The following is a 23,116-nucleotide window of genomic DNA, read 5'->3' on the forward strand; positions in this document are numbered from 1 at the left end:
CAAGGGAGGAGCGGACTTATGGCCTGTCGCGGCCGTATCCAGCGGTGCCCTCAGCCTAGAGGCTGCCCCTGTCCGCGCGCCTGAGCCGGCTGGCGGGGGCCACCGTGCGCCGGGTGGCCTAGTCCTGTGCGTGCCTAGCGACGCGCTGGCCGGGGCCGCTTCAGACCTGAACGCCGTGCAGCGGCAGCGTGGGTGCCAGCCAGAGGTGGCCGCTGCCCCGGTACACCTGCACGAAGCCCTCGCCGGTCTTGGCGCTGCCCAGCAGGCCACGCGAGCTGCGCTCCACGCTCATCTGGAGGCCGCCCGTGTAGGCCACGACGAGGTTGCCGTCCACCTTCAGCGTGTCGCCGCGCAGTTCCAGCACCTGAAATTCCTCGGGCGGTACCGGGCTCTGCAGGGCAAAGAGGCCCGAGCCGCTCAGCTTGGGCTGCACGCGGCCCTCGCCGCTACCGACCGCATTGGCAAAGCCGTGGTTCACGTGCCGCCCCACTGTCAGGTTGCCCACGCACGCGACGAAGGCCCCGTCGTCCACGATCAGGGTGTCGTCCTCCAGTTGCCCCAGCAGGAGGTGCTGGCGTGTCGGCTCGGTGTAGATGACGCCCTGGCCCCGGTAGGCCGTCTTGTACATGCCCTCGCCGGTCGCGGCGGCCGTCACGGCTCCGCGCAGGAATCCGCCTATGCCGCTGCCCCCGCCTGCATTCGCGGCCTGCATCTCCAGGTCGCCGCGCAGGTATTGCAGCGCCCCCGGTTCCAGCGTGGCCTCGCCCCCGGCGACATGCACTGCCAGTTGCCGCGAGCGCGGCGGGCGGCTCAGCGATTGGTGAAACCCGCTCAGGGGCTTTTCCAGCGGGGAAGCGGTGTATTCCAGCACTTCCATGCGGGTGTTGCCGAAACTCAGTTCGCGTTCTACCGAGGGTGTCCAGGTCCATTCCATGCCAGAGGGTACGCGCCGCGTCTGCACGGGGTTCCCGGACAGTGACCCCGGAGAGCGAGTGGGCAGCAATAAAAAATCCGCCCTTTCGGACGGTGATAAGAAAAATATAGCGCTGTATGCAGGGTCTGTCAAGCCCGATCAGACGACTGGGAAAAGTTCGGCCCAGACGGTACTTTCTGGAGGTCGGACGCCGGACTATACACACTGGGTAGAGGGTTGGGGGAGGGCGGACGAGGTACAGGAAAACTACCTCCCCTTTTGAGAACACAATAAAAATCCGCCCTCTTAGGCGGTGATGAGAAAAAGATATCGCAGTATGCAGGCCGTGTCAACTCTCCCCGGTGGGCCGGAAAAACCTGCGTCCAGTCGGCTTTTATCCCAGCAGAAACTTTGCCGGGAGATGCAGACCCTATGGACCGGGTAGGATATCGGACAGACCAAAACGAAAAATCCGCCCTCTCGGACGGTGATAAAAAAACTATAGCGCGGTATGCAGGCGGGGTCAAGTCCATCCTCCGAGCCGGAGAAGGGCGGTTCTGGACGCGAAATTCGGGTGTACGGCCCTGCTGGAACATGCACAAAAAAAAGCCCCCGTCGCCGGGAGCTTCTTTCGGGGTGCGGGAATCAGACCGCGAGGACCTGACGGCCGTCGTAGTAGCCGCAGCTCGGGCAGATGTGGTGCGAGAGCTTCTTGGCGTGGCAGTGGGGGCACTCGCTCAGGTTGGGGGCAACGAGGGCGTGGTGGCTGCGGCGCATGTCGCGCTTGCTCTTGCTGGTCTTCTTCTTGGGAACGGGGTGCTTAGCCATGTTCTTTCTCCTGGGGCCGCCGGGCGCTGTGTGATTTGGTGCAGCTCTGCGCCGGGGCAGATTCTCAACCCTGTTCCTGCATGGCAGGCTGGGGCGAGACAACAGTCGAGAGTCTAGCACAGGCGCGGCCGCTTTGACAAAGGCCCGGAGGGCGAATTCAGCGGGGGGCGGTCAGGTCGTCGGGATAGCAGTAGGCCCAGGTCTCGCCCGGTTCCAGGCTACGGACGATGGGGTGGGCGCTGGCCTGCGCGTGGGCGGTCGCGTGCCGATTGGGTGACGAGTCGCAGCAGCCGGTGTGCCCGCAGGTCATGCACACGCGCAGGTGAACCCAGGAGTCGCCCAGCGCCACGCACTCGGGACAGGTGTCGGTGCTCTGGGGGTGGACCTGCGGGTGGGCGAGCGTGACGCTGTGGGCGTGGCTGCACATGCCGCGCTGCTCGGCGCTGAGGACCACCGGCGGGGTGGTGGGCAGGGTCAGCAGACCCAGGCGGTGCAGGGCGCCGCGCGCCACGGCGTCCGTACTCGTCAGGACGTGGGTGGCCCCGGCGCCGCGCAGGGCGTCAATCTCGCCGGGTTCGTCGGTGTGGGCCACGATGGGTACGTCGGGGCTCAGGGTCCGGGCCACGCCGACCACCCGCGCCGTCATCTCTGGGGCGTCGTCGAGGACCACCAGCGCGCGCGCCGAGGCCAGCCCGGCGTCGCCCAGCAGTCCGGCGCGAGCATAGTCGCCGATCAGGACCGGGTAGCCGTGCGCCGTGACCTGTGCGGCCCCGTCGGGACTGAGGGTCAGCACGCCGAAGGGAACGTTCTGCGCCGCCAGTCCCTTGACCAGCCGCCGCGCGTGGTCCCCGAACCCCGCGACGAGTACGTGCCCGCTCAGGTGCGAGAGGGGAGCCTCGGGGTTGGGTTCGGCCAGGGCTGCCGGCGCGGCGGTCGGCTCGGGGCGGGCGCGGCCCAGGGCGCCCAGGCGCTCGCCCAGGGTCGCCATGACCGGGGTCAGGGCCATGAGCAGCACCGTCGCGGCGATGAAGGTCTGGGTGCCCGTCTCGCCCAGTCCGGCCGGGCTGAGGCCCAGGGCCCGCCCACTGCTCTCCAGCACGAAGGAGAACTCGCCGACCTGGGCCAGCAGCCAGCCGGTCGCGGCGGCGGTCGCCAGCGGGTAGCCCAGCAGCCGCACGCTGAGGGTGGCCGCCAACGCCTTGAGCACGGCGAAGGCCGCCACCGCGCCGAGGACCAGCGGCAGGTGGGTCCAGAGAAAGCCCAGGTCGAGCTGCAACCCCACCGACAGGAAAAACGCCGCGCTGAACAGGATCTGTAGGGGCAGAATCTCCCCGAAGGCCTGGCGCCCGAAGCGGCTCTCGCTTACGAGCAGCCCCGCCAGGAAGGCCCCCAGCGCGAGGCTGACCCCCGCGAGACTGGTGAGGTACGCCGTGGCGAAACACAGCGCGAGCGTGCTGAGCAGGAAAATCTCCTGCGAGCAGGTGCGCGCGACCACCTCCAGCAGCCTGGGCACCACCCGGCGCGCGAGCAGCAGCACCGCCGCCACGATGCCGCCCGCCTTGAGCAGCGCGACGAGCAGCCCCGCCGCGCCGCCGCCCTGCCCGGCGAGCATGGGCACGAGCAGCACCATGACCACCACTGCGAGGTCCTGAAAAATCAGGATGCCCAGGCTGGTCTGCCCCGTGGGCGAGCCCACGCCGCCGCGGGATTCCAGAATCTTGGTGACGATGGCGGTGCTCGACAGGCTGAGCAGAAAGCCCGTGAAGACGGCGTTGGGCAGGCTGACCCCGAAGGCCACCAACGCGCCTGTGGCCGCCGCGACCGTCAGGGCCACCTGAAGGCCGCCGCCCACGAAGATGAGCCGGAAGATGCGGGCGAGCTTGCCCAGGCTGAACTCGATGCCGATGGTGAACAGCAGCAGCATCACCCCGATCTCGGACGCCGCGCTGATGAGGGCCGGGTCGTCGATGATGCCCAGCGCCGACGGCCCGGCCAGCACGCCGGCAAACAAAAACCCGATGATTGGCACCAGCCCCAGCCGGAACGACGCGAACGCCGTGGCCCCTGCCACCAGCAGCAGCAGCGTGAGCTGGGACATGAACGCGGGGGGGCCGCTGTGGCCTTCGGTGGCCGACGCCAGGGCCGACCCGAGCAGTGCCGCCACCAGCAGGGCCCAGACCCGCAGGCCCAGGCCCGGCACCCGCGCGAACTGCGGCCGGGGAAGCTGGAGGGGAGGGAAGGGGAGATCCGGCAGCCTCGTCATCCCCCCAGTGTGCGCTTGGGCGTGGCCGGTACAGTGGAGGTGATGCACGAACTGGAGCTGCCCCGCGTGGACCTGCAAGCCGGCCTGCACTGGCTCGACCTCATCGGCATCGTGGCCTTCGCGCTGTCGGGGGCGCTGCTGGCGGTGCGCAAACGCTTCGACCTGTTCGGAGTACTCGTGCTCGGCTGCGTCACGGCGGTGGGGGGCGGGGCCATCCGCGACACGCTGACCGGCCAGACCCCGCCCCTGTTCCTGCGCGACGAGTCCTACCTGTGGGCGGCGCTGCTGGGCTCGGTGGTGGCCTTCTCCTTCGGCGAGCGCCTCGCACGCTTCGAGCGCACCATCAGCGTGTTCGATACGGTGGGCCTGGGTCTGTTCGCCGCCTCGGGGGCGCTGGGGGCCATCAATTTCGGGCTGGGGCCCCTCGGGGTCATCTTTACGGGAGCACTGTCGGGGGTCGGCGGCGGCATCATCCGCGATCTCATCGCCAACGAGGTCCCCGAAGTGATGTACCGCCGTGATCAGCTCTACGCCACCGCCGCCGCGGCCGGGGCCTTCACCGTGCTCATGGTGCACCCGTACCTCACGCCCTTTCAGGCTCAGGCGAGCGGCGCGGCAGTGGTTATCCTCGCACGCTGGCTCTCACGCCGGGGCTGGGTCAAGTTGCCCGTGCGCCGGCTGCCGGGCACCTGAGACACAAAAAAAGCCCCGCCTGGGCGGAGCGGTGGTGCTGCCCGACTTCACCCGGCCGGGTTGAACTGTGTAAGTCCCCTTCAGGATACGCAGGTCATGTCATCCCGGTGTGAGGTTGCGGCCAAGCGGCGTTCAGGAAACCGGCGGGGGAGCGGGGCCAGGTCCGATGGATCAGACCGACTTGAATCCCTCGAACGGCTCCCGGCAGGCGTTGCACACGTACAGCCGTTTGCACAGCGTCGGCCCGAAACTGGCGGTCAGGCGAACGTCGAAGCTCGCGCAGCGTGGGCAGCGGGTGGCTTCCGGCGTGAGCTGAATCAGTCCTTCTTCGCCCGCCGGGGCCGGGGGCGCGATGCCGTACTCGCGCAGTCTCTCGCGGGCGTCCTCGGCGATCCAGTCGGTCGTCCAGGGGGGAGTAAGGGTGCTGCGGACCTCGACCTCGGCGGCGCCCAGGCCCCGCACCGCCTCCTCGATCCCCGCGCGGATGGTGTGCAGTGCCGGGCACCCGCTGAAGGTCGGGGTAAAGGTCACCTCGACCGCCTCGCCCCGGACCTGCACGGCGCGCACCATGCCCATATCGGTGATGGACACGACCGGAATCTCCGGGTCGGGTACCCTGGCCAGCGCGGCCCAGACGGCCTCGGGGGTCAGCGGCGCGGCGGCCGTCTGGGACTGCGGCACGCTCACCACGTCCCGGCGCCGGGATGGGCGCGGGCAACCGCCTGCATCTCGGCCAGCAGCGGCGCGAGATGCGCGGTGTGGACCTCGCGGCCCTCACTGGCGGCGGGTAGTGGCGGCACGTCGAGGTCGCAGCGGCCCGTCAGGTGACCGCCGACCAGCGTCACCCAGCGCTCCCGGACCGCCTCCGGGTCGGGCAGTAGGCCGGCGGTGATGAGCTCGGCTTCGCCCGGCAGCGGCGCGAACAGCTGCGCGGCGTGGGGCCACAGCGTCTCCAGGGCGGCCTGCGCGCGCCGGGCGCTTTCGGGGGTGCCCCGGCCCAGGCGCTCGGCCCACAGCGCGCTGTGCTGCAGGTGAAACTTCTCCTCGCGCAGCGCCTTGGCCGCCACACCGGCCAGGGGGGCGTAGCGGCTGGCCTGCGCGGAGCTCAACCACAGCGCCTCGGCGGCGTCGTACAGGAACTGCCGAAGCATCGTCAGCGCCCAGTCGCCGCGCGGCAGCTCGACGAGCCGCGCGCAGCGGTACTCATCTGCGTCCCGGAAGAAAGCGAGCTGGTCGGCGTCGCTGCCGTCGAGTTCACGGCGCAGTTCCAGGTACAGCGAGGCGTGCCCGAGCTCGTCCTGCGCGATGTTCGCCAGCGCGATGTCCTCTTCCAGAATGGGGGCGTGACCCGTCCACTCGCCGTCCCGCTGCGCGAGTACGATCTCGTCGTCGGCCAGCGCCTGAAGGCGGGCGATCATGCTCCGCTTCTGCTCGGCCGAGAGGTCGGCGGCGTTCAGGGGTGCAGGCAGGATGGTGGCCGTCACGGGGTCTCCTCGGCTCTGGGAGCTTTGCCCGCCCCCTTGAACGCGGAGACGTGCCGGCCGATCACACCGTAGAACTGCTGCTGCTTGTAGGTCTTGTCCCGCGCCGGGGCGAACCAGCTCTCGACCGTCTCGGGGCTGGTGTCGCTCTTGACGGCTGCCGCCTCGGCGAAGACCTGCCACGCCAACGCGTCCGGGTGCAGTGCCCGCGCCTGCCCGAGCGCGTCGCCGGGACCGCTCGCCTCGACCACGCCAACGAGGTCCACGAAGGTCATGCTGCGCTTGGCCGTCGCCTTGACGCCCACCTGGTAGCGGCCGGCCTCGCCGGGGGTCTCCAGCAGTTCCGGGTGCGTGGCCAGGGCTTCGGGGGTCGCGGTGAGCAGGTCATCCTCGCGCACGGCCCACAGGCTCACCGCTGCCGGACGGCGCACGAAGACGTTGCGCGCCGTGAGCAGGGCGTGCTCGGGGTCGCCGGCGTGGACACTGCCTACTGCCTGCAGGGGGCGCGCCGCCGTGTCCTGCTTGAAGATTTCCCAGCGGGGCCACTGGGTTTCCTGAACCGTGGCCCCGGCGTGATCACCCGTGGTCATCAGTCGGCGGCCTGCGCGGGGCGGCGGTCGCGGTCGGCGTAGGCCTGCATTGCCTCGCGCACCCAGGCGCCGTCGTCGTGGGCAGCCTGCCGGGCCCCCAGGCGCGTTTCGCCCAGACCCTGCTCGCCCTTGATGACGGCCCAGAACTCCGTCCAGTCGATGGGGCCGTGATGCCAGTGGCCGTCCTCGCCCTGGTGCAGGTCGGGGTCGGGAATCGTCAGGCCCGCTTCGAGCAGTTCGGGCACGTGCTCGTCGAGGTATTCCTGGCGCACCGTGTCGTTGCTCTTGAGCTTCACGCCCCACCTGGCCAGCACGCCGCTGTTGGGGCTGTCGGCGTCGTGCGGCCCCAGCATCATCAGCGAGGGCCACCACCAGCGGTTCAGCGCCTCCTGGGCCATCGCGCGCTGTTCGGGGGTGCCCTGCGCGTACAGCACGATCATTTCTTTGCCCTGCTTGTGGTGGAAGGTCTCCTCCGAGCAGATGCGCACCATCGCGCGCGAGTACGGCCCGTACGAGCAGCCTGCCAGCATGGTCTGGTTCTTGATGGCCGCGCCGTCCACCAGCCAGCCGATCATGCCCACGTCGGCCCAGCTGTGGGTCGGGTAGTTGAAGATCGAGCTGTACTTGGCCCGGCGCGAGAGCAGGGCCTCGAGCATGTCCTCGCGGGTCGCGCCCAGCGTCTCGGCGGCGTGGTAGAGGTACTGGCCGTGCCCGGCCTCGTCCTGCACCTTCGCCATCAGGATCGTCTTGCGCTTGAGGCTCGGCGCGCGCGAGATCCACTCGCCTTCCGGCAACATGCCCACCACCTCGCTGTGCGCGTGCTGCGAGATCATGCGGATGAGCTGGCGGCGGTACTCGGCCGGCATCCAGTCGCCGGGCTCGATCTTCTCGCCGCGCGCGATGCGGGCCTCGAAGGCCGCGTGCTGCTCGGCCGTTTCGCCGTCGCTGATCTGGGCGGGTCGGTTGGTCTGGGTCACGGAAGGACACCTCCTGGGGGGACGAGCAACGCGGCTCGCCGGTGTGGGGCGGGGCGGCGACGGAACTGCGGCGGTGGGTGGGCAGGCGGCGCCGGTGCCGTGTGCCCAGGAACCGGGAAGATTCCGGCGTGACTGTGCTGAAGGCCAGTATACCTAACGACCGTTAGGCGAGGTGTGAGCCAGCTTTCGGGAGCTTGAGACGGGGGCCTGAACCGCATCCCGACCCGCCCGGCCCGGACGCGGCCGAAGGGTAGCCTGGGGTCGATGTCCGCCGTCTGGCCCGGTTCCTCTCCCACCCTCCTGTCACGCTTCGGTGCCTGGGCGCTGCGCCGCCGGGGCTGGACGCCGCTGCTGGCCGCGCCCACACCGCCGCGCTTCGTGGCTGCCGTGGCCCCGCACACCGACAACGCCGACTTCTGGATCGGGCTGCTGTGGAAATGGGCGACCCGCTCGCCGGCCCATTTTGTCGCCAAGAAGGAAATCTTCGTGTTTCCGGTGGGGCTGTTCATGCGGGCGGCGGGCGGGGTGCCCATAGACCGCCGGCAGGTCGGGGGCAATTTCGTGGACGTGGTGGTCGCCCTCATCGGGCGCGAACCCGAGATCATGCTCACGGTGGCCCCCGAGGGCACGCGCAGATACACCGACTATTGGAAGACCGGCTTCTACTACATGGCCCTTGAGGCGCAGGTGCCCATCGGGGTCACGGTGTTCGACTGGGCGCGCAAAGAGGTGGGCGTGGTCGGGTACGTCACCCCGACCGGCGATATCGAGGCCGACTTCGCCGAGATCCGCCGGTTTCTGGAGGGCATTCAGGGCCACACCCCCGCCAACGCGGGGCCGGTGCGGCCGCGGCCGGCGGCACAGGGGGGACCGGGCCGGAGCTGACCCGGCCAGCCGGCCGCGCAGGAGACGGGGCCCGGCGGGCCGTGTGGGCGGGATAGGCCCGGTCCCGTCCAGGCCTCAGCGGCTCAGTTTGACCCGGCCCGAACTGGGATCGGCGGGAGCCGAGGTGTGCTCGTGCACGATGAGCCAGCCCTCGCCCTCCCGGCGCAGCACCCAGGTCAGGCGGTTGAGCATGCTCCGGCCGGGCTCGCCGGTCGCCGCGAAGTTGCGGTAGGTGACCAGGGCGCTGAGACTCAGCCATTCGCCCGCGAGAGGGCCGGGCGCGGGTCCTGCCGCTCCCCCGGACCGCTGGGCCTCGACCTCTGTGAAACTCACCTCGACCTGCTCGCCGTCGAGGGACCCGAACCACTCCTCTACCGCCGCCCGCCAGGCCGGGGCGCCGTGGTAGGCCCACTCGCCCCACAGGTCGAACACCACCACTTCGGGAGCGTACAGGGCCAGCAACGCGTCGGTGTCCTGCGCCGCGACGGCGGCGGCGTAGGCGGCCAGCACCGGCTGTTCGGGTCGGGTCATGCTCCAGCCTATCCCGCGCTGGCGGGACCGGTTTAGTAAGCGCGGCCGGGTCTGCCCGGCTCAGTCGCCGTCGGGTTCGGCCGCTCCGGTGCCCTTGAGTCCCCGGATCTCCTCGATGAAACGCTCCAGGCTGTCGAACTCGCGGTACACGCTGGCAAAACGGATGTAGGCCACGTCGTCCAGCGGACGCAGGAAGGTCATCGCGTGGCGGCCGATCTCGGTGCTGGGAATCTCGGCGGACTGCACGTCGTCCTCGAAGCCGTAGGCGAAGGCGCGCAGCAGCGCCGGGTCCACCGGGCGTTTCTCGGTCGCCAGGGTCAGGCCGCGCAGCAGCTTGTCGGGGTTGAAGGCCTCGCGCGGGCCGCTGCGCTTGACGACCATGAGCGGTTCGAGCTGCGCGCGTTCGTAGGTCGTGAAGCGCCGCGCGCAGGTCAGGCACTCGCGCCGGCGCCGGATGCTGGCGCCCTCGTCGCTGGGGCGCGAGTTGACCACTTTCGAGTCGGGCGCCGAGCAGTAGGGGCACCTCATCCGGGCGCGCTCACAGCAGGTACGCCTCGGGAACGCGCACCCGGGGGGCAGGGGCCAGCGGAATATCCATGCTGTTGCCGCGCAGGTGCCGCAGCCGGGGCGAGGCCAGCGTGACCACCGCGTCGGCCAGCGGCCGGTCGAGCGCCTCGTCGCCGCTGCTGGCGCGTCCCGGCGACACCAGATTGATCCGCAGTTCGGCGCCTGCGCCGTTCTCGACCAGCCCCCGGATCGCGCCGCGCTGCGGGTAGACCTGAAGCCCTACCTCGTCAAGATGCGGCCCGATGACGGTCAGCCAGGTGTCGGGCAGGCGGCGGGCCAGGATCTGGGCGATGGCGACCGTGCTCTTCACGTTGCAGTTGAACAGGTTCATCCACTCGCTCTCGCTGAGCATGTTGAAGACCGTGTTCGTGCGCTTGTCGGCCAGATGCACGATGCCGTGCAGCGCCCCGAAGATCTCGAGCACGCGGTTTTGCGCGCTGAGCCAGTCGAGCGGTACCGACACGTCGGCCTTGATGGGAATGGCCGCGCCGCCCGCGAGTTCGATGCTGCTCGCGGCCGCCGCCAGCGTCTCCGAGTTGTCGCCGATAAGCACCACGCCCGCGCCCTCGCGGGCCAGCGCGGCGCTGACCAGCCGGCCATAGCCCTGGTCTGCGCCCGTCACCGCGATGATCTGGCCGTCCAGCACCCCGGGTCGGGCAGGGTCGGCGGCGGGGGCAGGGACGCGGCGGGTCATGCCCCCAGCATAGCCCAGGCGCCGGAGTCCGGGTGGGCGCGGGGGCGTCACAGACGCACTCCCCCCGCTAGAAATCCGGTTCGCCGTCGGGTTCGGGCAGGGTCGCCACGACCGCGCCGTTCTCGCCCACCCGCCGCCGCTTGCGCAGCATGGCCGGTTCCTTGTCGAGGTTGAATACGAAATGCCGGGGCCTGCGCTCGCGCAGCCACGTCTCCAGCGCCACCAGACGCGGCCGGAAGCGGATAAACTCGCGCAATTGCCGCACCGGCACGAACCGGGCCTCCTGCACGTCGCGGTCCGGGTCGCGCGGCTGGAGCTGCCCGCCGACCTCGCGGCCCGTATAGAAGAACTGGAGGTGGTGCCCCCAGGTCTGGGCCTGGAACTCGACGATGAAGGCGAGGTCCCGCAGCTCCACGACCAGGCCCGTCTCCTCGAACGTCTCGCGCCGCGCGCCGTCCTGCACGAGTTCGCCGGCCTCCAACCCGCCCTTGGGCAGCGACCAGCGCCCCCGCTCGCGCACGAGCAGGATCTCGTCGCCGCGCAGCACGATGCACCCCACGCCGATCCGCGGGTCCGCTAGCGGGCGCTTCTGGCCGCGTTTCTGGGGAGCAGCCGGCACTGGGACGGCGGTCGTGTTCGTCACCTGTCCGGGGCGCGGGGTGACAGGCTTGGCCGCCGTGCCGCTGCCGCCGGGTCCCGTGTTGGGCGCCCCCCGCCGGCGCCGGCGCCGGCGCTGACCGGCGCCCTGTGTTCCGTTCGTCTGGTCTTCCGCCATCACACGCCCTCCGGCGCAAGATCGTTGAACCGCACATGCGCGCTGTGAAACTGCAACTTGACCGTACCGACGGGGCCGTTGCGCTGCTTGCCGATGATGATCTCCGCGATGCCCTGCTGGTCGGTTTCCTTGTTGTAGTACTCGTCGCGGTAGATGAACATCACGATGTCGGCGTCCTGCTCGATGGCCCCCGACTCCCGCAGGTCCGAGAGCATCGGCCGGTGGTTGGGCCGCTGCTCGACCGCGCGCGAGAGCTGCGACAAGACGATGATCGGCACTTCCAGTTCGCGCGCCAGCCCCTTGAGCCCGCGCGAGATCGTGCTGATCTCCTGCTGGCGGTTGTCCGAGCCGCCGTTGCTCTTGCCACCCGACATGAGCTGCAGGTAGTCGATGACCACCAGCCCGAGCTGCCCGTGCTGCGCGGAGATGCGCCGCAACTTGCTTCTCAGGCTGTTCAGCGTGAGGTCCGCATCGTCGTCGATGATCATGGGCGCCTCGGCCAGTCGCCCGGCCGCGTGGGCCAGCCGCTCGAAGTCGCGCTCGCCGAGCTGACCGCTGCGGATGCGGTTCATGTCGACCCTCGCCTCGCTGCACAGCATCCGCAGGGCGAGCTGCACGCTGGGCATTTCCAGACTGAACACCGCGACCGTCTTCTCGCCGCGCAGCGCGACGTTCTGGGCGATAGAGAGCGCGAAGGCCGTCTTGCCCATCGAGGGCCGGGCCGCCAGCACGTTCAGGCTGCCCTTCTGGAGGCCCGAAATCTGCTCGTCGAGGTCCCGGAAGCCGCTGCTCACGCCGTCGGGAATGCCCTTGTTGGCGTGCAGCAGGGTGATGTACTCGAAGGTGTTGTGAACGACCTCGCTCATCTCCAGGAAGGCTTCGCCCTTCTTCTTCTGCTCGGCGACCTCGAAGATCATCTTCTCGGCCTTGTCGAGGAGGTCTTCGAGGGGTAACGCCGCGTCGTAGGCGAGCTGCATGGCCCGCCCCGACGCCCCGATGAGCTGGCGCAGCGTGTGTTTTTCCTGCACGATGCGCGCGTAGTGCTCGGCGTAGGCGGCGGTGGGGACCTGTTCGGACAGTCCGATCAGGTAGGTCAGGCCGCCGACCTCGTCGAGCAGGCCCTTGACCCGCAGGTCCTCGCTGAGGGTCACGAGGTCCACGGGTTCGCCGCGTTCCTGCAGGGTCCGCATCGCGGCGAAGATCTTGCGGTGGCCCTCGCGGTAGAACATCTCGGGGCTGACGGTATCGCCCAGGCCAGTCAGGGTGTCGTTGTCGAGCAGCACGCTGCCCAGCACGCTGACCTCGGCCTCGGTGCTGTGCGGGGGGACGCGGGGGGTGAGTTCCAAGGTGGGCCTCGTTTTCCGGCCACAGGGCTGGCCCGGCGAGGCGGCGGCGCGGGGCCGAGACCTGCGCGGGGCGCGGGGGCCGGAGGGGTGAAAGTGGGGTGGAGGCGAGACCTTCCGCCTTCCATCCGGCCCGGATTCCGGCCTGCTGGCCTGATCCGGACTGAACTGCCTAGCAGAATAGCATCCGGCGTGCCCGGTCGCCCGGCGAACTCTGACAGGCTTCTGGCATTGGGGAGAAGGTTGGGGAGAGTGCCGTACAGGCCGAGATCTGCGGCTATCTCTACCCATGCCTGACCCCCCCTCTTGAAGGTCCGCGTATGGCCCGTAACGTAAGAGACCTGTGAGGACAGGCCCCGTAACCTGTTCACAAGCAGGGACGGGAGACACCCGGAACTGTCAATGCCCTAACAGGCGAGGCGATCCATCATCCTTTATCCGCCGCGCCGACCCCAGGAGAACCACATGAAGAACAACACCCAAGGCTTCACCCTGATCGAGCTGCTGATCGTCATCGCCATCATCGGGATTCTGGCGGCCGTGCTGATCCCTAACCTGCTGGGTGCACGCACCAAGGCCAATGATGTTGCTGCAGCAAGCGTGGCCCGTCAGGTGCTGAATGCCATGGCAGCGACGGAAGTGGGCAACACCACCGGCACTACTCCTACCTGTGCCTATGCTTCTAACAATGTTGCTGTGACTGCTGGCACTGAATCGGCCAATGTCAATGCTCCGGCCCCTATCACAGGCGTGACCTGCAGCAACGTGGCTGCTGCTGCTGGCGCAGCTGGTGCGCCTGGCACGCCCGCTCAGTACTCGGTTGTTGTGACCTATTCGGGCGGCACCGCTGCCACCAAGACCTTGACGGCCAACAAGTAATCTAACTCTCAATGATAAGGCCATCCGGTGACGGGTGGCTTTTTCTATTGGTATACCCTCTCCCCATGCCCCTCTCCGCCCTCAAAGAATGGGACACCCAGTCCCGGCTCCTCACAGGAGGCCGCCTCTCGCTCCTGATCCGCAAGGGCGGCATCATGGAAACGCACGACGGCTTCGAGGTCGAGCACCGCCGCTTCCTGCTGTACCCGACCTTCCTGCACCAGAACCCGCAGGAACTCAAAAGCGAATACCAGCCCCTGCTGCGCGACGACCCCACCCCCGGCCAGATCCACTTTCCGGCCCTGGCGGAGGTCGTCGCGGTGCATAAGGTCGAGTCGCTAGAGGGAGCGCTGGCCCTCGAGCCGTTGCAGGCGCTGACCGCTGGGGCTATCGAGCGCCGGTTCAATTACCGTGCCCGACCCTGGGTCCACGCCCTGCTGCTGCGGGTGCGGCCTCTGACCGCGCCGCTGGTCATAGGTGAAACTCCTGGGATGCTCGGCTGCGTGAGCTGGGTGCCGCTGGGCGAGGTGGACGTGGAGGCGGGCGAAGCGGCCGTGAGCGAGACCGAACTCGCCGCGCGGCAGGCCGAGCTGGAGCGTCTGCTCGCCTGACCATGGGTCGTCCCGAATCGCTGGGCGATGCGCCACTCGGCGGATGCGGGAGTGTACGGCGCGCTCTAGCCTGGGAGGATGGCGCCTTCTCCTTCTTCCTCCTCGGCCGCGCCGCCGCGTTCTGGGCCACAGGCCGGGTCGCTGGCCGTGCTGCGGCAATACCTGGGGCCGCTGAAGTGGGCGGTCGCCGGCTTGGCCGCGCTGCTGCTGGGGGCCACGGGCCTGAACCTCGTGTTGCCGCAGATCATGAAACGCTTCATCGACAGCGCGCGGCTGGGGGCGGGGGCCGACATGGGCCTGCTGCTGCAGCTCGCGGGGCTGTACATCCTGCTGGCGGTGGGGGTGCAGCTCCTGAACGCCGGGGCGACCTATGTGGGCGCGCGGGTGGGCTGGACCGCGACCAACCGCCTGCGTGGCGACCTCATGGCGCACCTGCTGTCACTGGACATGCGGGAGCACAAGGAGCGCACGCCCGGCGAGATGATCGAGCGCATCGACGGCGACGTGACGGCCCTGAGCAACTTCTTCTCGCAGTTCGCGGTGCGGGTGTTCGGGGCGGCGCTGCTGCTCACCGGCGCGGTCGTCATGTTCTACGTGACCGACCTGCGGGTGGGACTGGCGATCACCGTCTTCGTGGGCGTGACCCTGCTCCTGATGAACCGGGTGCGCAAGCGCGGCATCGAGCCGACCCGGCTGGAGCGCGAGTCGAGTGCCCGGCTGTTCGGCTTCGTCGAGGAGCGCCTCGCGGGCCTGGAGGACGTGCGCGCCCTGGGCGCAGGCGAGCACCACCTGCGCGGGTTCCTGCGGGTGCAGCGCGACTTCTTCTCGCGCAGCGTGCTGTCGTGGGGACGGCGCAATGTGGTCTGGCAGCTCAGCATGGTGCTGTTCGCGGTGGGCTACGTGGGCATCCTGGGCGCGGCGGTCGGGCTGTACGCGGCGGGGGCCATCACGCTGGGCACGGCCTTCCTGCTCTACCAGTACATGAGCATGGTCGAAGAACCCATCGACCAGCTCACGCAGCAGCTTCAGGACCTCCAGAAGGCGGGAGCCAGCCTGGGCCGCATCGGCGAGCTGCTGGCGCTGAGGACCGGCATCCCGGAGGGGGAAAGGACACTGCCCCCCGGCCCGCTGGAACTGCGGTTCGAGGCGGTGGACTTCAGTTACGCGCCCGAGGACCAGCAGGCGCGCGGCGTGCTGCACGGCGTGGATTTCACGCTGGAGGCCGGGCAGACCTTGGGCCTGCTGGGCCGCACCGGCAGCGGCAAGACCACCCTGACCCGGCTGGTCTCGCGCCTCTACGACCCCACGGGCGGCCACGTGCGTCTGGGCGGCGTGGACACGCGCGACCTGCGGCTTCAGGACCTGCGCTCGCGCGTGGCGGTCGTGACCCAGGACGTGCAGCTGTTCCAGGCCAGCGTGCGCGACAACCTCAGCTTCTTCGACGCGGCTATTCCCGACGCCCGGGTCGAGGAGGCGCTGCGCGAGGTAGGCCTGGGCGACTGGCTCGGCACCCTGGCGCAGGGCGTGCGGACCCCGCTGCCCACCGGCAGTCTCAGTGCGGGACAGGCGCAGCTGCTGGCCTTCGCGCGGGTGCTGCTGCGCGACCCGGCAGTCGTGATTCTCGACGAGCCGAGCAGCCGTCTGGACCCCGCCACCGAGGCGCAGCTCACGCGCGCCATGACCCGGCTGCTCTCGGGGCGCACGGCCATTGTCATCGCGCACCGGCTGGACACGGTGGCGCGCGCCGACCGGATTCTGGTGCTGGGCGGCGGCGAGGTCATCGAGAACGGCGAGCGCGCCGCCCTGGAACGCGACCCGCGTAGCCACTACGCCGCGCTGCTGCGGGCCGGTCAGGGCACCGAACACGGCGCCGAGCTGGACGCGGCAGCGGTGCTGGCATGAAGCGTCCGTATGAAGGCGGCTGGCCTGAAGATGCCGCCAAGGCCCCGGCCGCCGCACAGGAGACCCGATGACCACCCACCCCACCCCCCCCGCCCAGACGGCGGATACGGGCCGCACCTTCGCGCTCTCGCGGCGGCTGTTCGTGTACCAGCCGGGCCTGTTCGTCTTCAACCTCGTCATGTGGAGCGCGGTGCACGCCTCGCCAGCGCTGCTCACGCTGGCGATCAGCGGCGTGTTCCGTCACCTGGAAGAAGCCGACCAGCTGCGGCTGGCCGGCAGTACGGGCCAGGGTCTCGACCCCGTGATCATGGCGGCGTGGGTCTCGGTGGGCTGGTTCGCCGTCGTGCGTGTCAGCCGGTTCGGGATCTTCTACGGGGCGTTCCGCGCCTGGATCGAGCTGTGGTACACCCTCGACGCGCTCGTGCGGCGCAACCTGATGTCGTATCTGCTGCGCGCACGCGGTTCGCGGCGGCTGCCCGACACGCCCGCCGAGGCGGTCAGCCGTTTCCGCGACGACGTGGACGACGTGGCCGGCTACACCGAGGTCTGGGTGGACGGCGCGGGGATGCTGCTGTACACCGCCATCGCCGTCGGGCTGATGGCGTCGGTGGACCCCCTCATCACCCTGCTCGTATGCGCGCCGTTGCTGCTGATGGTGCTGTTCGTGCAGCGCCTCTCGCCGGTCATCCGCAGCTACCGCCGCCGGATGCGCGAGGCGACCGCCCGCGTGACCGACTTCATCGGCGAGACCTTCGGGGCCGTGAGCGCCGTCAAGCTCGCCGCCCGCGAGGAAGGCATGGTGGCGCACCTGCGCGCGCTGGGCGAGGTGCGGCAGAAGGCCGCGCTGCGCGACGTGCTCCTCACCGAACTGATCCGTGGCGTGAACAGCAACATGGTGAACATCGCCGTGGGGGTCGTGCTCCTCATGGGCGCCTCGCGCATCCGGGGCGGCGCGATGGACGTGGCCGACTTCGTGCTGTTCATCGGCCTGCTGCCGCGCCTGACCGGCACGATGGGCTTTTTCGGCGACGCCATCGCCCGCCACCGCCGCACCGGGGTCAGTTACGAGCGGATGCACCGCCTGCTTCAGGACGCCCCCGACACCCAGCCGGTCGAGCATCATCCCCTCTACCTGCACACGGAGCTGCCGCCCGCCCCTGCGCGCCCGGTGGCCGAGCCGCTGCGCGAGTTGCGCGTCGAGGGCCTGAGCGCCTACCACCCCGGTGGCGCAGGGGTCTCGGACGTGAGTTTCTCCCTGCGGCGCGGCGAGTTCGTGGTGGTCACCGGTCGCATCGGCAGCGGCAAGACCACGCTGGTGCGCGCCCTGCTGGGCCTGATGCCGCAGGACACGGGCCGCGCCTTCTGGAACGGCGAGGCGGTGGGGGACCCCGCGACCTTCTTCGTGCCGCCGCGCAGCGCGTACACGGCGCAGCTGCCCAACCTCTTTTCCGATCCGCTGCGCGAGAACGTCCTGAGCGGCGCCGACGAGTCCGAGCTGGAGCGCGCCGTGCGGCTCGCGCAGCTCGGCCCCGACCTCGCGCACCTGGGCGCCGGGCTCGACACTGAGGTCGGGGCGCGCGGCGTCAAGCTCTCGGGCGGGCAGGTGCAGCGCGCGGCCGTGGCGCGGATGCTCGCGCAGGGGGCCGACCTCCTCGTGTTCGACGATGTGAGCAGCGCGCTCGACGCCCGCACCGAGGCCGCGCTGTGGGACAGCCTCTTTACCGAGCTGGACGCCACCTGCCTGGTCGTCTCGCACCGCCGCGCCGCCCTGACCCGCGCCGACCGCATTCTGGTTATGGTCGGGGGCCGCGTGACCGACGAGGGCACCCTGAGTGAACTTCTGGAACGCAGCGCCGAGATGCGCGCGCTATGGGACGGAGACGTGGGGACCGGAACCGCGGGCACGGGAACTGCGTAAGCGGGGGATCAGTCCCGGCAAATGAGGCGGCGCCGGGCTGGGCCTCCTTCTACAGTGACGACATGTCCCTGACCGCGCCCGCCTCACCCGTCACCGTCCGCCTGCCTAGTTACGGGGTCGGCATGCTGCTCAGCGTCTTCCTACCCGGTGCGGGCATGACCTACTTGGGGCGCTGGGGCTGGCACCTGGGCTGGATCGGCATTCTGCTGCTGGCAGGGGTACTCGACGTCTTCTTCTCTGCCGTGACCGGCCTGGGGTTCAGCCTGCTGGTCTTCCTGGGCTGGATCGCCCAGCTTGTGCACTATCACCGCAGCTACGCGGAGGAGGCTGAGCGGGGCTTCCCCTCGACCTTTCCGATGGGGGGCAAGGTCGCCCTGATCGCCGGTCACGTCCTGCTGCTGGTCGTGCCGGTCTTCGCGGCCGTCCTGATCCCGAACCTGCTCTCGGCGCGGCAGACGGCCACGCAGGCGGGTGAACAGTCGGCGGCGCGCAATCTCTACACCCAAGTCGTGATGAATCAGGTGGACGGCGAGCTCTCGGTCACCTGTCCGCAGGTCGCGCTGCCCGAAGGGGTCGAGGTTGCCCAGTGCACCGTGGACATCAGCGATCCCGAAGCGCCCGTGCTGGAGGTCATATTCGGTAGTGGGCACCGTGTGCAGCTGCCTTGATAAAGCGCGCTGTCTACCGCACCTGCCGTTCCAGTATCACTACAACCTGCTGACTGCGTAGGACTCCACTCTTCTCATGCTCTCAGGCAGCTGATGTCACTCACTCTCCGGCGTCTCGGCGTGCCCGTGCCCCATAGCGAGGTCCGCCTGAAAGGGCTGGGCCTGCGCTGGGTTCCAAGGAATGCTAGGCAATTTGCCCGTGAAGGCGAGTTCGGCCAGTCGGGCCAGCGCCGTCTCGTCGGTGGAAGAGCGGCAGCGCACCGTGAAGGTGAGGGATGGGCCAGCAGGGTACGACCGGCCGCGCCACACTGGCGGATTCCTGACCTTCCTGGGCGGCCCGGGCGTGCCACACTGGCGGCACATGCCGGATTTCGACGTAATCGTGATGGGCGCGGGCCACAACGCCCTGGTGACGGCCGCCTACGCCGCCAAGGCGGGCCTGAAGGTCGGCGTGTTCGAGCGGCGGCACATCGTGGGCGGCGCGGTGAGTACCGAGGAACTCGTGCCGGGCTATCAGTTCGACTACGGCGGCAGCGCCCACATCCTGATCCGGCTGACCCCGGTCGTGCGCGAACTCGAACTCACGCGCCACGGCCTGCACTACCTCGAAGTGGACCCGATGTTCCACGCCTCGGACGGCGAGACGCCGTGGTTCATCCACCGCGACGCCGACCGCACCGCCCGTGAGCTCGAAGCCCTGTTTCCCGGCCAGGGTGAAGCCTACCGCCGCTTTCTGGACGACTGGACGCCCTTCGCGCGCTCGGTGGCCGACCTGTTCAACTCGGCGCCGGGGCCGCTCGACATGGGCAAGATGGTCATGTCGAGCGGCAGGGGCCGCGACTGGATGGAGCAGCTGCCGCGCATCCTGCGGCCCTACGGCGACGTGGCCAGGGAATACTTCACCGAGGAGCGGGTGCGCGCGCCACTGGTCTGGATGGCGGCCCAGAGCGGGCCGCCGCCGAGCGATCCCCTCAGTGCGCCCTTCTTGCTGTGGCACCCGCTGTACCACGAGGGCGGCGTCGCGCGGCCCAAGGGCGGCTCGGGCGGCCTGACCAAGGCCCTGAAACGGGCCATCGAGGCTGACGGCGGCGAGGTGTTCGTGAACGCGCCGGTCAAGGACATCCTGGTCAAGGACGGCAAGGCCCAGGGCGTTCAGCTGGAGAATGGCGAGGTGTACACCGCCCGCGCGGTGGTATCCGGCGCGCACGTCCTGACGACCGCCGGTGCGCTGCCAGACGAATACGTGCCCGCCTCGGCGCGGCAGGTGCGGGTGGGCAACGGGTTCGGCATGGTGCTGCGCCTCGCCCTGGACGGCAAGGTGCAGTACCGCCAGCACACCGAACCCGACTCGCGCACGGGGCTGGGGCTGCTCATCAAGAGCGAGCAGCAGCTCATGAAGGGCTACGGCGAGTACCTGGCGGGCGAACCGACCTCCGACCCGCCCCTCATCGCCATGAGCTTCTCGGCGGTCGACGACTCGCTGGCTCCCCCCGACAGCGACGTGCTGTGGCTGTGGGCGCAGTACTACCCCTACGAACTGAGCCACGGCTCGTGGGAGACGCGCGTCGCCGAGGCCCGCGACAACATCCTGAACGCCTTCGAGCACTACGCGCCGGGCACCCGCGACCGCATCGTCGGCGAACTCGTGCAGACGCCGCAGTGGCTGGAGAGCAATCTGGGCCTGCACCGGGGCAACGTCATGCACCTGGAGATGAGCTTCGACCAGATGTTCTCCTTCCGGCCCTGGATGAAGGCGAGCGGCTACCGCTGGCCGGGCGTGCGGGGCCTGTACCTGACCGGCGCGAGCACCCACCCCGGCGGCGGGATCATGGGGGCGTCGGGGCGCAACGCCGCGAACGTGCTTGTGCGCGACCTCACGCGGCGGCGCTTCCGGTGAGACCGGGGGCGCGGACATGAGCCTGCCCCCCCTCGCCTGGCGGGCGGGCCTCGCCGCCCTGGCCCTGGGGGCGGCTTTTGCCGGCGCCCTGCTCGTGCTGGCCGCGCAGCCGGCCGGCTGGTCCCTGATTGCCCTGGGCCTGCCCCTGGCGGGCGCGGGAGCGCTGGCCGGGGACGCGCTGGGTCCGGACTTTGGGGCCACACTGCGGGCGCGGGCCCGGACCCTGACGGCCCAGACCCGTCCCTGGATGTGGCTGCTGGCGCTGTCCGTCGCCCTGAAGATTCCGGTGCCCCTGTGGCCCGAGGGGTTTCCGGTGCTGGGGCTGGCGAGTACGGCCGCGCTGTTCGCCGCGGCGCTGAGCTACGCCGCCGAGCGGGTGGGCTGGCGCCGCTCCGCCGGTCTGGCCGCGCTGGCCTTCGGCGCGGGCTGGGGGGCCGAGCTGCTGGGCAGCCACACCGGGTTTCCCTTCGGGGTCTACACCTATGCGGACGCGCCGGGGCCCTTACTGCTGGACGTTCCCCTGATCGTGCCGTTGGGCTGGTTCGCGCTGACGCTGGCGGCTACCCGGCTCGCGGGCGGGCGCGCGTGGCTGGCGGGGGGACTGCTAGCCCTGTGGGACGTGGGCCTGGAGCCGCTGATGACCGCCCAGGGCTTCTGGACCTGGAACGACCCGCACCCGCTGTGGGCCGGAGCGCCGCTGCAGAACTTCCTGGGGTGGTGGGCGGTGGGCGGCGCCATTGCCTGGGCCCTGACGCGCCTGGGGCCCGAACTGTTCGTCCGCCGCGCGCAGGACCGGGGCGCAGACCTCGCGGCCGCTTATCCCATCGAGACGTTTTTCCTGCCGGGGGGCCTGATTCTGGTGGGCCGGCCGGTCGAGGCCGCCGTGACCCTGCTGGCGATGGGGTTGGGCCTGGGGCTGGCCCGCGTGGTGCGCCGTGAGTGAGGACGGCCGCGTTCCGGCGGCTCCATTCCTGTTGAACTGGGACTGGGCCGAGGCCGCCGTGCGCCGCAGCATCCGCGCCAGCGTGCGCCGCGAGCTTGCGGGCGTGTATCTGCGCGGACCGCTGCCGCCGGGCGGAGCCGTGCTGGCCCCCACGCACGGGTCGTGGTGGGACGGCTACCTCGTGCGCGAGCTCGCCTGGACCGTGGGCCACCCCGCCCGCGTGATGATGCTGCCGGGCCAGCTCGCCCGCTTTCCCTTTCTGCGCCGGGTAGGGGTGCTGGGCGCGGATGAACTGCGCGCAGCGGTGCGCGCGGCGCAGGCGGGCGAGTGGATGGTCATCTTTCCCGAGGGCCAGGTGCGCGCCCAGCTCTCGGCGCTGCGGCCCGGCGCGGCCTGGGTGGCGGGGGCGGCCGGCGTGCCCCTGGTGCCGGTGGCCCTGCGCGTGGCGATGCGCGGGGCGCAGCACCCCGAGGCCTTCTTGCGTTTCGGGGCCCCCACGACCGGCCCCGAGCTGGCCGGGGCGCTGGCCACCCTGCTGGCCGAGCTCGACGCCGACCTGCGCGCCGCCGACCCCGAGGCTCCGCCGGACGGCTACCTGCGCGTGGTGCGGGGCCAGGGCAGCACCCACGACCGCGTGAGCCTCTCCGCCCGGATGCTGATCCTCCTCACGGAGCGGCGGTGAAGCTGCCCTGGCGGGCGCTGTACGGCGCGTTCGTCTTTCCTTTCATGGTCTACAAGGCGGCCACGCTGCTGCACAACGCCTCCGCCTTTCCGCGGTTGCGGCCCGCCCCCACGCCCCCCGGCGTGCGGGTATCGCTGCTGGTCCCCGCGCGCGACGAGGTGCACAACCTCGCCCGGTATCTGCCCGGCCTGCTGGCCCAGGGCGCAGAGGTGATCGTGCTCGACGACCACTCGTCCGACGACACGGCCGCCGTGGCCGCCCGGCTGGGGGCGCGGGTACTGCCGGGCCGGCCCCTGCCCCCCGGCTGGACCGGCAAGGCCTGGGCCTGCCAGCAGCTCGCGGGGGCGGCCTCGGGCGACGTGCTGGTCTTTACCGACGCCGACGTGATGTGGGCGCCCGGCGCGCTGGGGGGACTGCTGCGCGAACTGGAGGCCTCAGGCGCCGACCTCCTGAGCGTGTGGCCGCGCCAGGACAATGGCACCCCCGGCGAGCGGCTGCTGACCCCACTGGTCGAACAGACCCTGCTGCTGGGGTTGCCCTTCGCCTTCCTGCGGCTGCCCTCCGCGCGGGCGAGCGCGGCCAACGGGCAGGTCATGGCCTTTCGCCGGGCGGCCTACGACGCCATGGGGGGCCACGCGGCCGTGCGCGCCGAACTGCTCGAAGACGTGCGGCTGGCCTACGAACTACGCGCCTCGGGCGGGCAGCTCTCGCTGGCGCTGGGCCAGGAGAGCCTCGGCGTGCGGATGTACCGCTCGTACCCCGACTCGGTCCGCGGGCTGGGCAAGAGCCTGCTGGGCGTGCACGGCGGGATGCGGGCGCTGCTTCCCCTCACTTTTGCGCTGCAACTGGCGGCCTACACCCTGCCCTGGCTGCTGCCGGTGCCGGGGGCGCGGTGGCTGCGGCTGGCGAGTGTGCTCGAGCGCCCGCTCGTCAATCTGCTCTCGGGCCGCCGCCGCGCCGCCGATCTGGCCGAGGGGGCGCTCGGCCCGGTCACGCCGCTGCTCATGCTGCCGGTCTACGCGCGGGCGCTGCGGCGCCGGGCAGTGTGGAAGGGCCGGGAGTACCGGCAGTAGGCG

24 protein-coding genes are annotated in these 23,116 nt (G+C 70.3%); 11 read left to right on the top strand and 13 right to left on the bottom strand.

Going from position 1 to position 23,116, the window contains the following annotated elements:
* Window positions 1–160 precede the first annotated feature (160 nt).
* From ASF71_RS14440 to ASF71_RS14450, 3 genes are all read right to left on the bottom strand, one after another.
* Window positions 161–934 carry an AIM24 family protein gene (locus tag ASF71_RS14440; protein ID WP_056301501.1) on the bottom strand — a complete coding sequence of 258 codons (774 nt, stop codon included), beginning with the start codon at window positions 932–934 and terminating at the stop codon, window positions 161–163.
* Window positions 935–1,558: 624 nt separating this feature from the next.
* Entirely contained in the window at window positions 1,559–1,741 is a 183-nt protein-coding gene (rpmF, locus tag ASF71_RS14445; protein ID WP_056301503.1) for a 50S ribosomal protein L32, read from the bottom strand.
* Window positions 1,742–1,898: 157 nt separating this feature from the next.
* Window positions 1,899–4,004 carry a cation:proton antiporter gene (locus tag ASF71_RS14450; RefSeq protein ID WP_235514485.1) on the bottom strand — a complete coding sequence of 702 codons (2,106 nt, stop codon included), beginning with the start codon at window positions 4,002–4,004 and terminating at the stop codon, window positions 1,899–1,901.
* Window positions 4,005–4,046: 42 nt separating this feature from the next.
* Here ASF71_RS14450 and ASF71_RS14455 point away from each other — a divergent pair, with 42 nt between their 5' ends.
* Window positions 4,047–4,697: a trimeric intracellular cation channel family protein gene (locus ASF71_RS14455; protein WP_056301505.1), complete on the top strand. Its 651-nt coding sequence runs from the start codon at window positions 4,047–4,049 to the stop codon at window positions 4,695–4,697.
* Between the two features lie 171 nt (window positions 4,698–4,868).
* Here the strand turns inward: ASF71_RS14455 and paaD are convergent, their stop codons facing one another.
* From paaD to paaA, 4 genes are read right to left on the bottom strand one after another with little or no spacing between them, the layout of a single operon-like run.
* Entirely contained in the window at window positions 4,869–5,378 is a 510-nt protein-coding gene (gene paaD / locus ASF71_RS14460) for a 1,2-phenylacetyl-CoA epoxidase subunit PaaD (RefSeq protein ID WP_369815001.1), read from the bottom strand.
* Between the two features lie 2 nt (window positions 5,379–5,380).
* Window positions 5,381–6,181: a 1,2-phenylacetyl-CoA epoxidase subunit PaaC gene (paaC, locus tag ASF71_RS14465; protein ID WP_056301507.1), complete on the bottom strand. Its 801-nt coding sequence runs from the start codon at window positions 6,179–6,181 to the stop codon at window positions 5,381–5,383.
* The gene (locus ASF71_RS14470) at window positions 6,178–6,768 is read right to left on the bottom strand and encodes a phenylacetic acid degradation protein (protein ID WP_056301509.1); all 591 of its coding nucleotides are present in this window, start codon (window positions 6,766–6,768) and stop codon (window positions 6,178–6,180) included. Before ASF71_RS14470 ends, paaC begins: the two co-directional genes overlap by 4 nt.
* Window positions 6,768–7,745, bottom strand: a complete 978-nt coding sequence (gene paaA / locus ASF71_RS14475; protein WP_056301511.1) for a 1,2-phenylacetyl-CoA epoxidase subunit PaaA — start codon at window positions 7,743–7,745, stop codon at window positions 6,768–6,770. The genes ASF71_RS14470 and paaA overlap by 1 nt, the downstream gene beginning before the upstream one ends.
* 264 nt (window positions 7,746–8,009) lie before the next feature.
* On the opposite strand from paaA, the gene ASF71_RS14480 reads away from it, so the two are divergent.
* A complete protein-coding gene (locus ASF71_RS14480) occupies window positions 8,010–8,630 on the top strand; it encodes a 1-acyl-sn-glycerol-3-phosphate acyltransferase (protein WP_056301512.1) in 621 nt (206 codons plus the stop codon).
* Window positions 8,631–8,705: 75 nt separating this feature from the next.
* Here the strand turns inward: ASF71_RS14480 and ASF71_RS14485 are convergent, their stop codons facing one another.
* From ASF71_RS14485 to dnaB, 5 genes are all read right to left on the bottom strand, one after another.
* A complete protein-coding gene (locus tag ASF71_RS14485; protein WP_056301514.1) occupies window positions 8,706–9,161 on the bottom strand; it encodes a nuclear transport factor 2 family protein in 456 nt (151 codons plus the stop codon).
* Window positions 9,162–9,221: 60 nt separating this feature from the next.
* The gene (gene nrdR / locus ASF71_RS14490; RefSeq protein ID WP_056301517.1) at window positions 9,222–9,689 is read right to left on the bottom strand and encodes a transcriptional regulator NrdR; all 468 of its coding nucleotides are present in this window, start codon (window positions 9,687–9,689) and stop codon (window positions 9,222–9,224) included.
* A gap of 10 nt (window positions 9,690–9,699) precedes the next feature.
* Window positions 9,700–10,422 (bottom strand): SDR family NAD(P)-dependent oxidoreductase, encoded by a 723-nt coding sequence (locus ASF71_RS14495; protein ID WP_056301519.1) that lies wholly within the window; start codon window positions 10,420–10,422, stop codon window positions 9,700–9,702.
* Between the two features lie 67 nt (window positions 10,423–10,489).
* Window positions 10,490–11,197 carry an NUDIX hydrolase gene (locus ASF71_RS14500; RefSeq protein ID WP_056301521.1) on the bottom strand — a complete coding sequence of 236 codons (708 nt, stop codon included), beginning with the start codon at window positions 11,195–11,197 and terminating at the stop codon, window positions 10,490–10,492.
* Entirely contained in the window at window positions 11,197–12,543 is a 1,347-nt protein-coding gene (gene dnaB, locus ASF71_RS14505) for a replicative DNA helicase (protein ID WP_056301523.1), read from the bottom strand. The genes ASF71_RS14500 and dnaB overlap by 1 nt, the downstream gene beginning before the upstream one ends.
* Window positions 12,544–13,005: 462 nt before the next feature.
* Here dnaB and ASF71_RS25235 point away from each other — a divergent pair, with 462 nt between their 5' ends.
* The 5 genes from ASF71_RS25235 to ASF71_RS14530 all read left to right on the top strand — a co-directional run bounded on the left by ASF71_RS25235 (window position 13,006) and on the right by ASF71_RS14530 (window position 18,518).
* On the top strand, window positions 13,006–13,419 hold the full coding sequence (locus ASF71_RS25235) for a type II secretion system protein (protein WP_056301525.1): 414 nt from the start codon (window positions 13,006–13,008) through the stop codon (window positions 13,417–13,419).
* Window positions 13,420–13,484: 65 nt separating this feature from the next.
* Entirely contained in the window at window positions 13,485–14,030 is a 546-nt protein-coding gene (locus ASF71_RS14515; RefSeq protein ID WP_056301527.1) for a DUF1802 family protein, read from the top strand.
* Between the two features lie 78 nt (window positions 14,031–14,108).
* A complete protein-coding gene (locus ASF71_RS14520; RefSeq protein WP_056301529.1) occupies window positions 14,109–15,932 on the top strand; it encodes an ABC transporter ATP-binding protein in 1,824 nt (607 codons plus the stop codon).
* Between the two features lie 67 nt (window positions 15,933–15,999).
* On the top strand, window positions 16,000–17,850 hold the full coding sequence (locus ASF71_RS14525) for an ABC transporter ATP-binding protein (protein ID WP_056301531.1): 1,851 nt from the start codon (window positions 16,000–16,002) through the stop codon (window positions 17,848–17,850).
* 62 nt (window positions 17,851–17,912) lie between these two features.
* The gene (locus tag ASF71_RS14530) at window positions 17,913–18,518 is read left to right on the top strand and encodes a hypothetical protein (RefSeq protein ID WP_156372838.1); all 606 of its coding nucleotides are present in this window, start codon (window positions 17,913–17,915) and stop codon (window positions 18,516–18,518) included.
* 96 nt (window positions 18,519–18,614) lie between these two features.
* Here ASF71_RS14530 and ASF71_RS14535 read toward each other — a convergent pair whose 3' ends face one another.
* Complete coding sequence (locus ASF71_RS14535; protein ID WP_056301537.1) at window positions 18,615–18,827, bottom strand: hypothetical protein; 213 nt, start codon at window positions 18,825–18,827, stop codon at window positions 18,615–18,617.
* 52 nt (window positions 18,828–18,879) lie between these two features.
* Here ASF71_RS14535 and ASF71_RS14540 point away from each other — a divergent pair, with 52 nt between their 5' ends.
* The 4 genes from ASF71_RS14540 to ASF71_RS14555 are packed head-to-tail and all read left to right on the top strand — an operon-like array spanning window position 18,880 to window position 23,113.
* Window positions 18,880–20,415 (top strand): NAD(P)/FAD-dependent oxidoreductase, encoded by a 1,536-nt coding sequence (locus tag ASF71_RS14540; RefSeq protein ID WP_056301539.1) that lies wholly within the window; start codon window positions 18,880–18,882, stop codon window positions 20,413–20,415.
* 16 nt (window positions 20,416–20,431) lie between these two features.
* Complete coding sequence (locus tag ASF71_RS14545) at window positions 20,432–21,358, top strand: carotenoid biosynthesis protein (RefSeq protein ID WP_056301541.1); 927 nt, start codon at window positions 20,432–20,434, stop codon at window positions 21,356–21,358.
* A complete protein-coding gene (locus ASF71_RS14550) occupies window positions 21,351–22,040 on the top strand; it encodes a 1-acyl-sn-glycerol-3-phosphate acyltransferase (RefSeq protein ID WP_369815002.1) in 690 nt (229 codons plus the stop codon). The genes ASF71_RS14545 and ASF71_RS14550 overlap by 8 nt, the downstream gene beginning before the upstream one ends.
* Window positions 22,041–22,084: 44 nt before the next feature.
* Window positions 22,085–23,113, top strand: a complete 1,029-nt coding sequence (locus ASF71_RS14555) for a glycosyltransferase family 2 protein (protein ID WP_056301720.1) — start codon at window positions 22,085–22,087, stop codon at window positions 23,111–23,113.
* Window positions 23,114–23,116: the final 3 nt, after the last annotated feature.

Source organism: Deinococcus sp. Leaf326 (genome assembly GCF_001424185.1).
In the GTDB taxonomy this organism is placed as follows: domain Bacteria; phylum Deinococcota; class Deinococci; order Deinococcales; family Deinococcaceae; genus Deinococcus.

What these genes read in the sequence shown, in the direction of transcription:
- ASF71_RS14440 (WP_056301501.1), bottom strand. Translation starts at nt 934, where the DNA reads ATGGAATGGACCTGGACACCCTCGGTAGAACGCGAACTGAGTTTCGGC.
- rpmF (WP_056301503.1), bottom strand. Translation starts at nt 1,741, where the DNA reads ATGGCTAAGCACCCCGTTCCCAAGAAGAAGACCAGCAAGAGCAAGCGC.
- ASF71_RS14450 (WP_235514485.1), bottom strand. Translation starts at nt 4,004, where the DNA reads ATGACGAGGCTGCCGGATCTCCCCTTCCCTCCCCTCCAGCTTCCCCGG.
- ASF71_RS14455 (WP_056301505.1), top strand. Translation starts at nt 4,047, where the DNA reads ATGCACGAACTGGAGCTGCCCCGCGTGGACCTGCAAGCCGGCCTGCAC.
- ASF71_RS14470 (WP_056301509.1), bottom strand. Translation starts at nt 6,768, where the DNA reads ATGACCACGGGTGATCACGCCGGGGCCACGGTTCAGGAAACCCAGTGG.
- ASF71_RS14480 (WP_056301512.1), top strand. Translation starts at nt 8,010, where the DNA reads ATGTCCGCCGTCTGGCCCGGTTCCTCTCCCACCCTCCTGTCACGCTTC.
- ASF71_RS14485 (WP_056301514.1), bottom strand. Translation starts at nt 9,161, where the DNA reads ATGACCCGACCCGAACAGCCGGTGCTGGCCGCCTACGCCGCCGCCGTC.
- nrdR (WP_056301517.1), bottom strand. Translation starts at nt 9,689, where the DNA reads ATGAGGTGCCCCTACTGCTCGGCGCCCGACTCGAAAGTGGTCAACTCG.
- ASF71_RS14495 (WP_056301519.1), bottom strand. Translation starts at nt 10,422, where the DNA reads ATGACCCGCCGCGTCCCTGCCCCCGCCGCCGACCCTGCCCGACCCGGG.
- ASF71_RS14500 (WP_056301521.1), bottom strand. Translation starts at nt 11,197, where the DNA reads ATGGCGGAAGACCAGACGAACGGAACACAGGGCGCCGGTCAGCGCCGG.
- ASF71_RS25235 (WP_056301525.1), top strand. Translation starts at nt 13,006, where the DNA reads ATGAAGAACAACACCCAAGGCTTCACCCTGATCGAGCTGCTGATCGTC.
- ASF71_RS14515 (WP_056301527.1), top strand. Translation starts at nt 13,485, where the DNA reads ATGCCCCTCTCCGCCCTCAAAGAATGGGACACCCAGTCCCGGCTCCTC.
- ASF71_RS14520 (WP_056301529.1), top strand. Translation starts at nt 14,109, where the DNA reads ATGGCGCCTTCTCCTTCTTCCTCCTCGGCCGCGCCGCCGCGTTCTGGG.
- ASF71_RS14525 (WP_056301531.1), top strand. Translation starts at nt 16,000, where the DNA reads ATGACCACCCACCCCACCCCCCCCGCCCAGACGGCGGATACGGGCCGC.
- ASF71_RS14530 (WP_156372838.1), top strand. Translation starts at nt 17,913, where the DNA reads ATGTCCCTGACCGCGCCCGCCTCACCCGTCACCGTCCGCCTGCCTAGT.
- ASF71_RS14540 (WP_056301539.1), top strand. Translation starts at nt 18,880, where the DNA reads ATGCCGGATTTCGACGTAATCGTGATGGGCGCGGGCCACAACGCCCTG.
- ASF71_RS14545 (WP_056301541.1), top strand. Translation starts at nt 20,432, where the DNA reads ATGAGCCTGCCCCCCCTCGCCTGGCGGGCGGGCCTCGCCGCCCTGGCC.
- ASF71_RS14555 (WP_056301720.1), top strand. Translation starts at nt 22,085, where the DNA reads ATGGTCTACAAGGCGGCCACGCTGCTGCACAACGCCTCCGCCTTTCCG.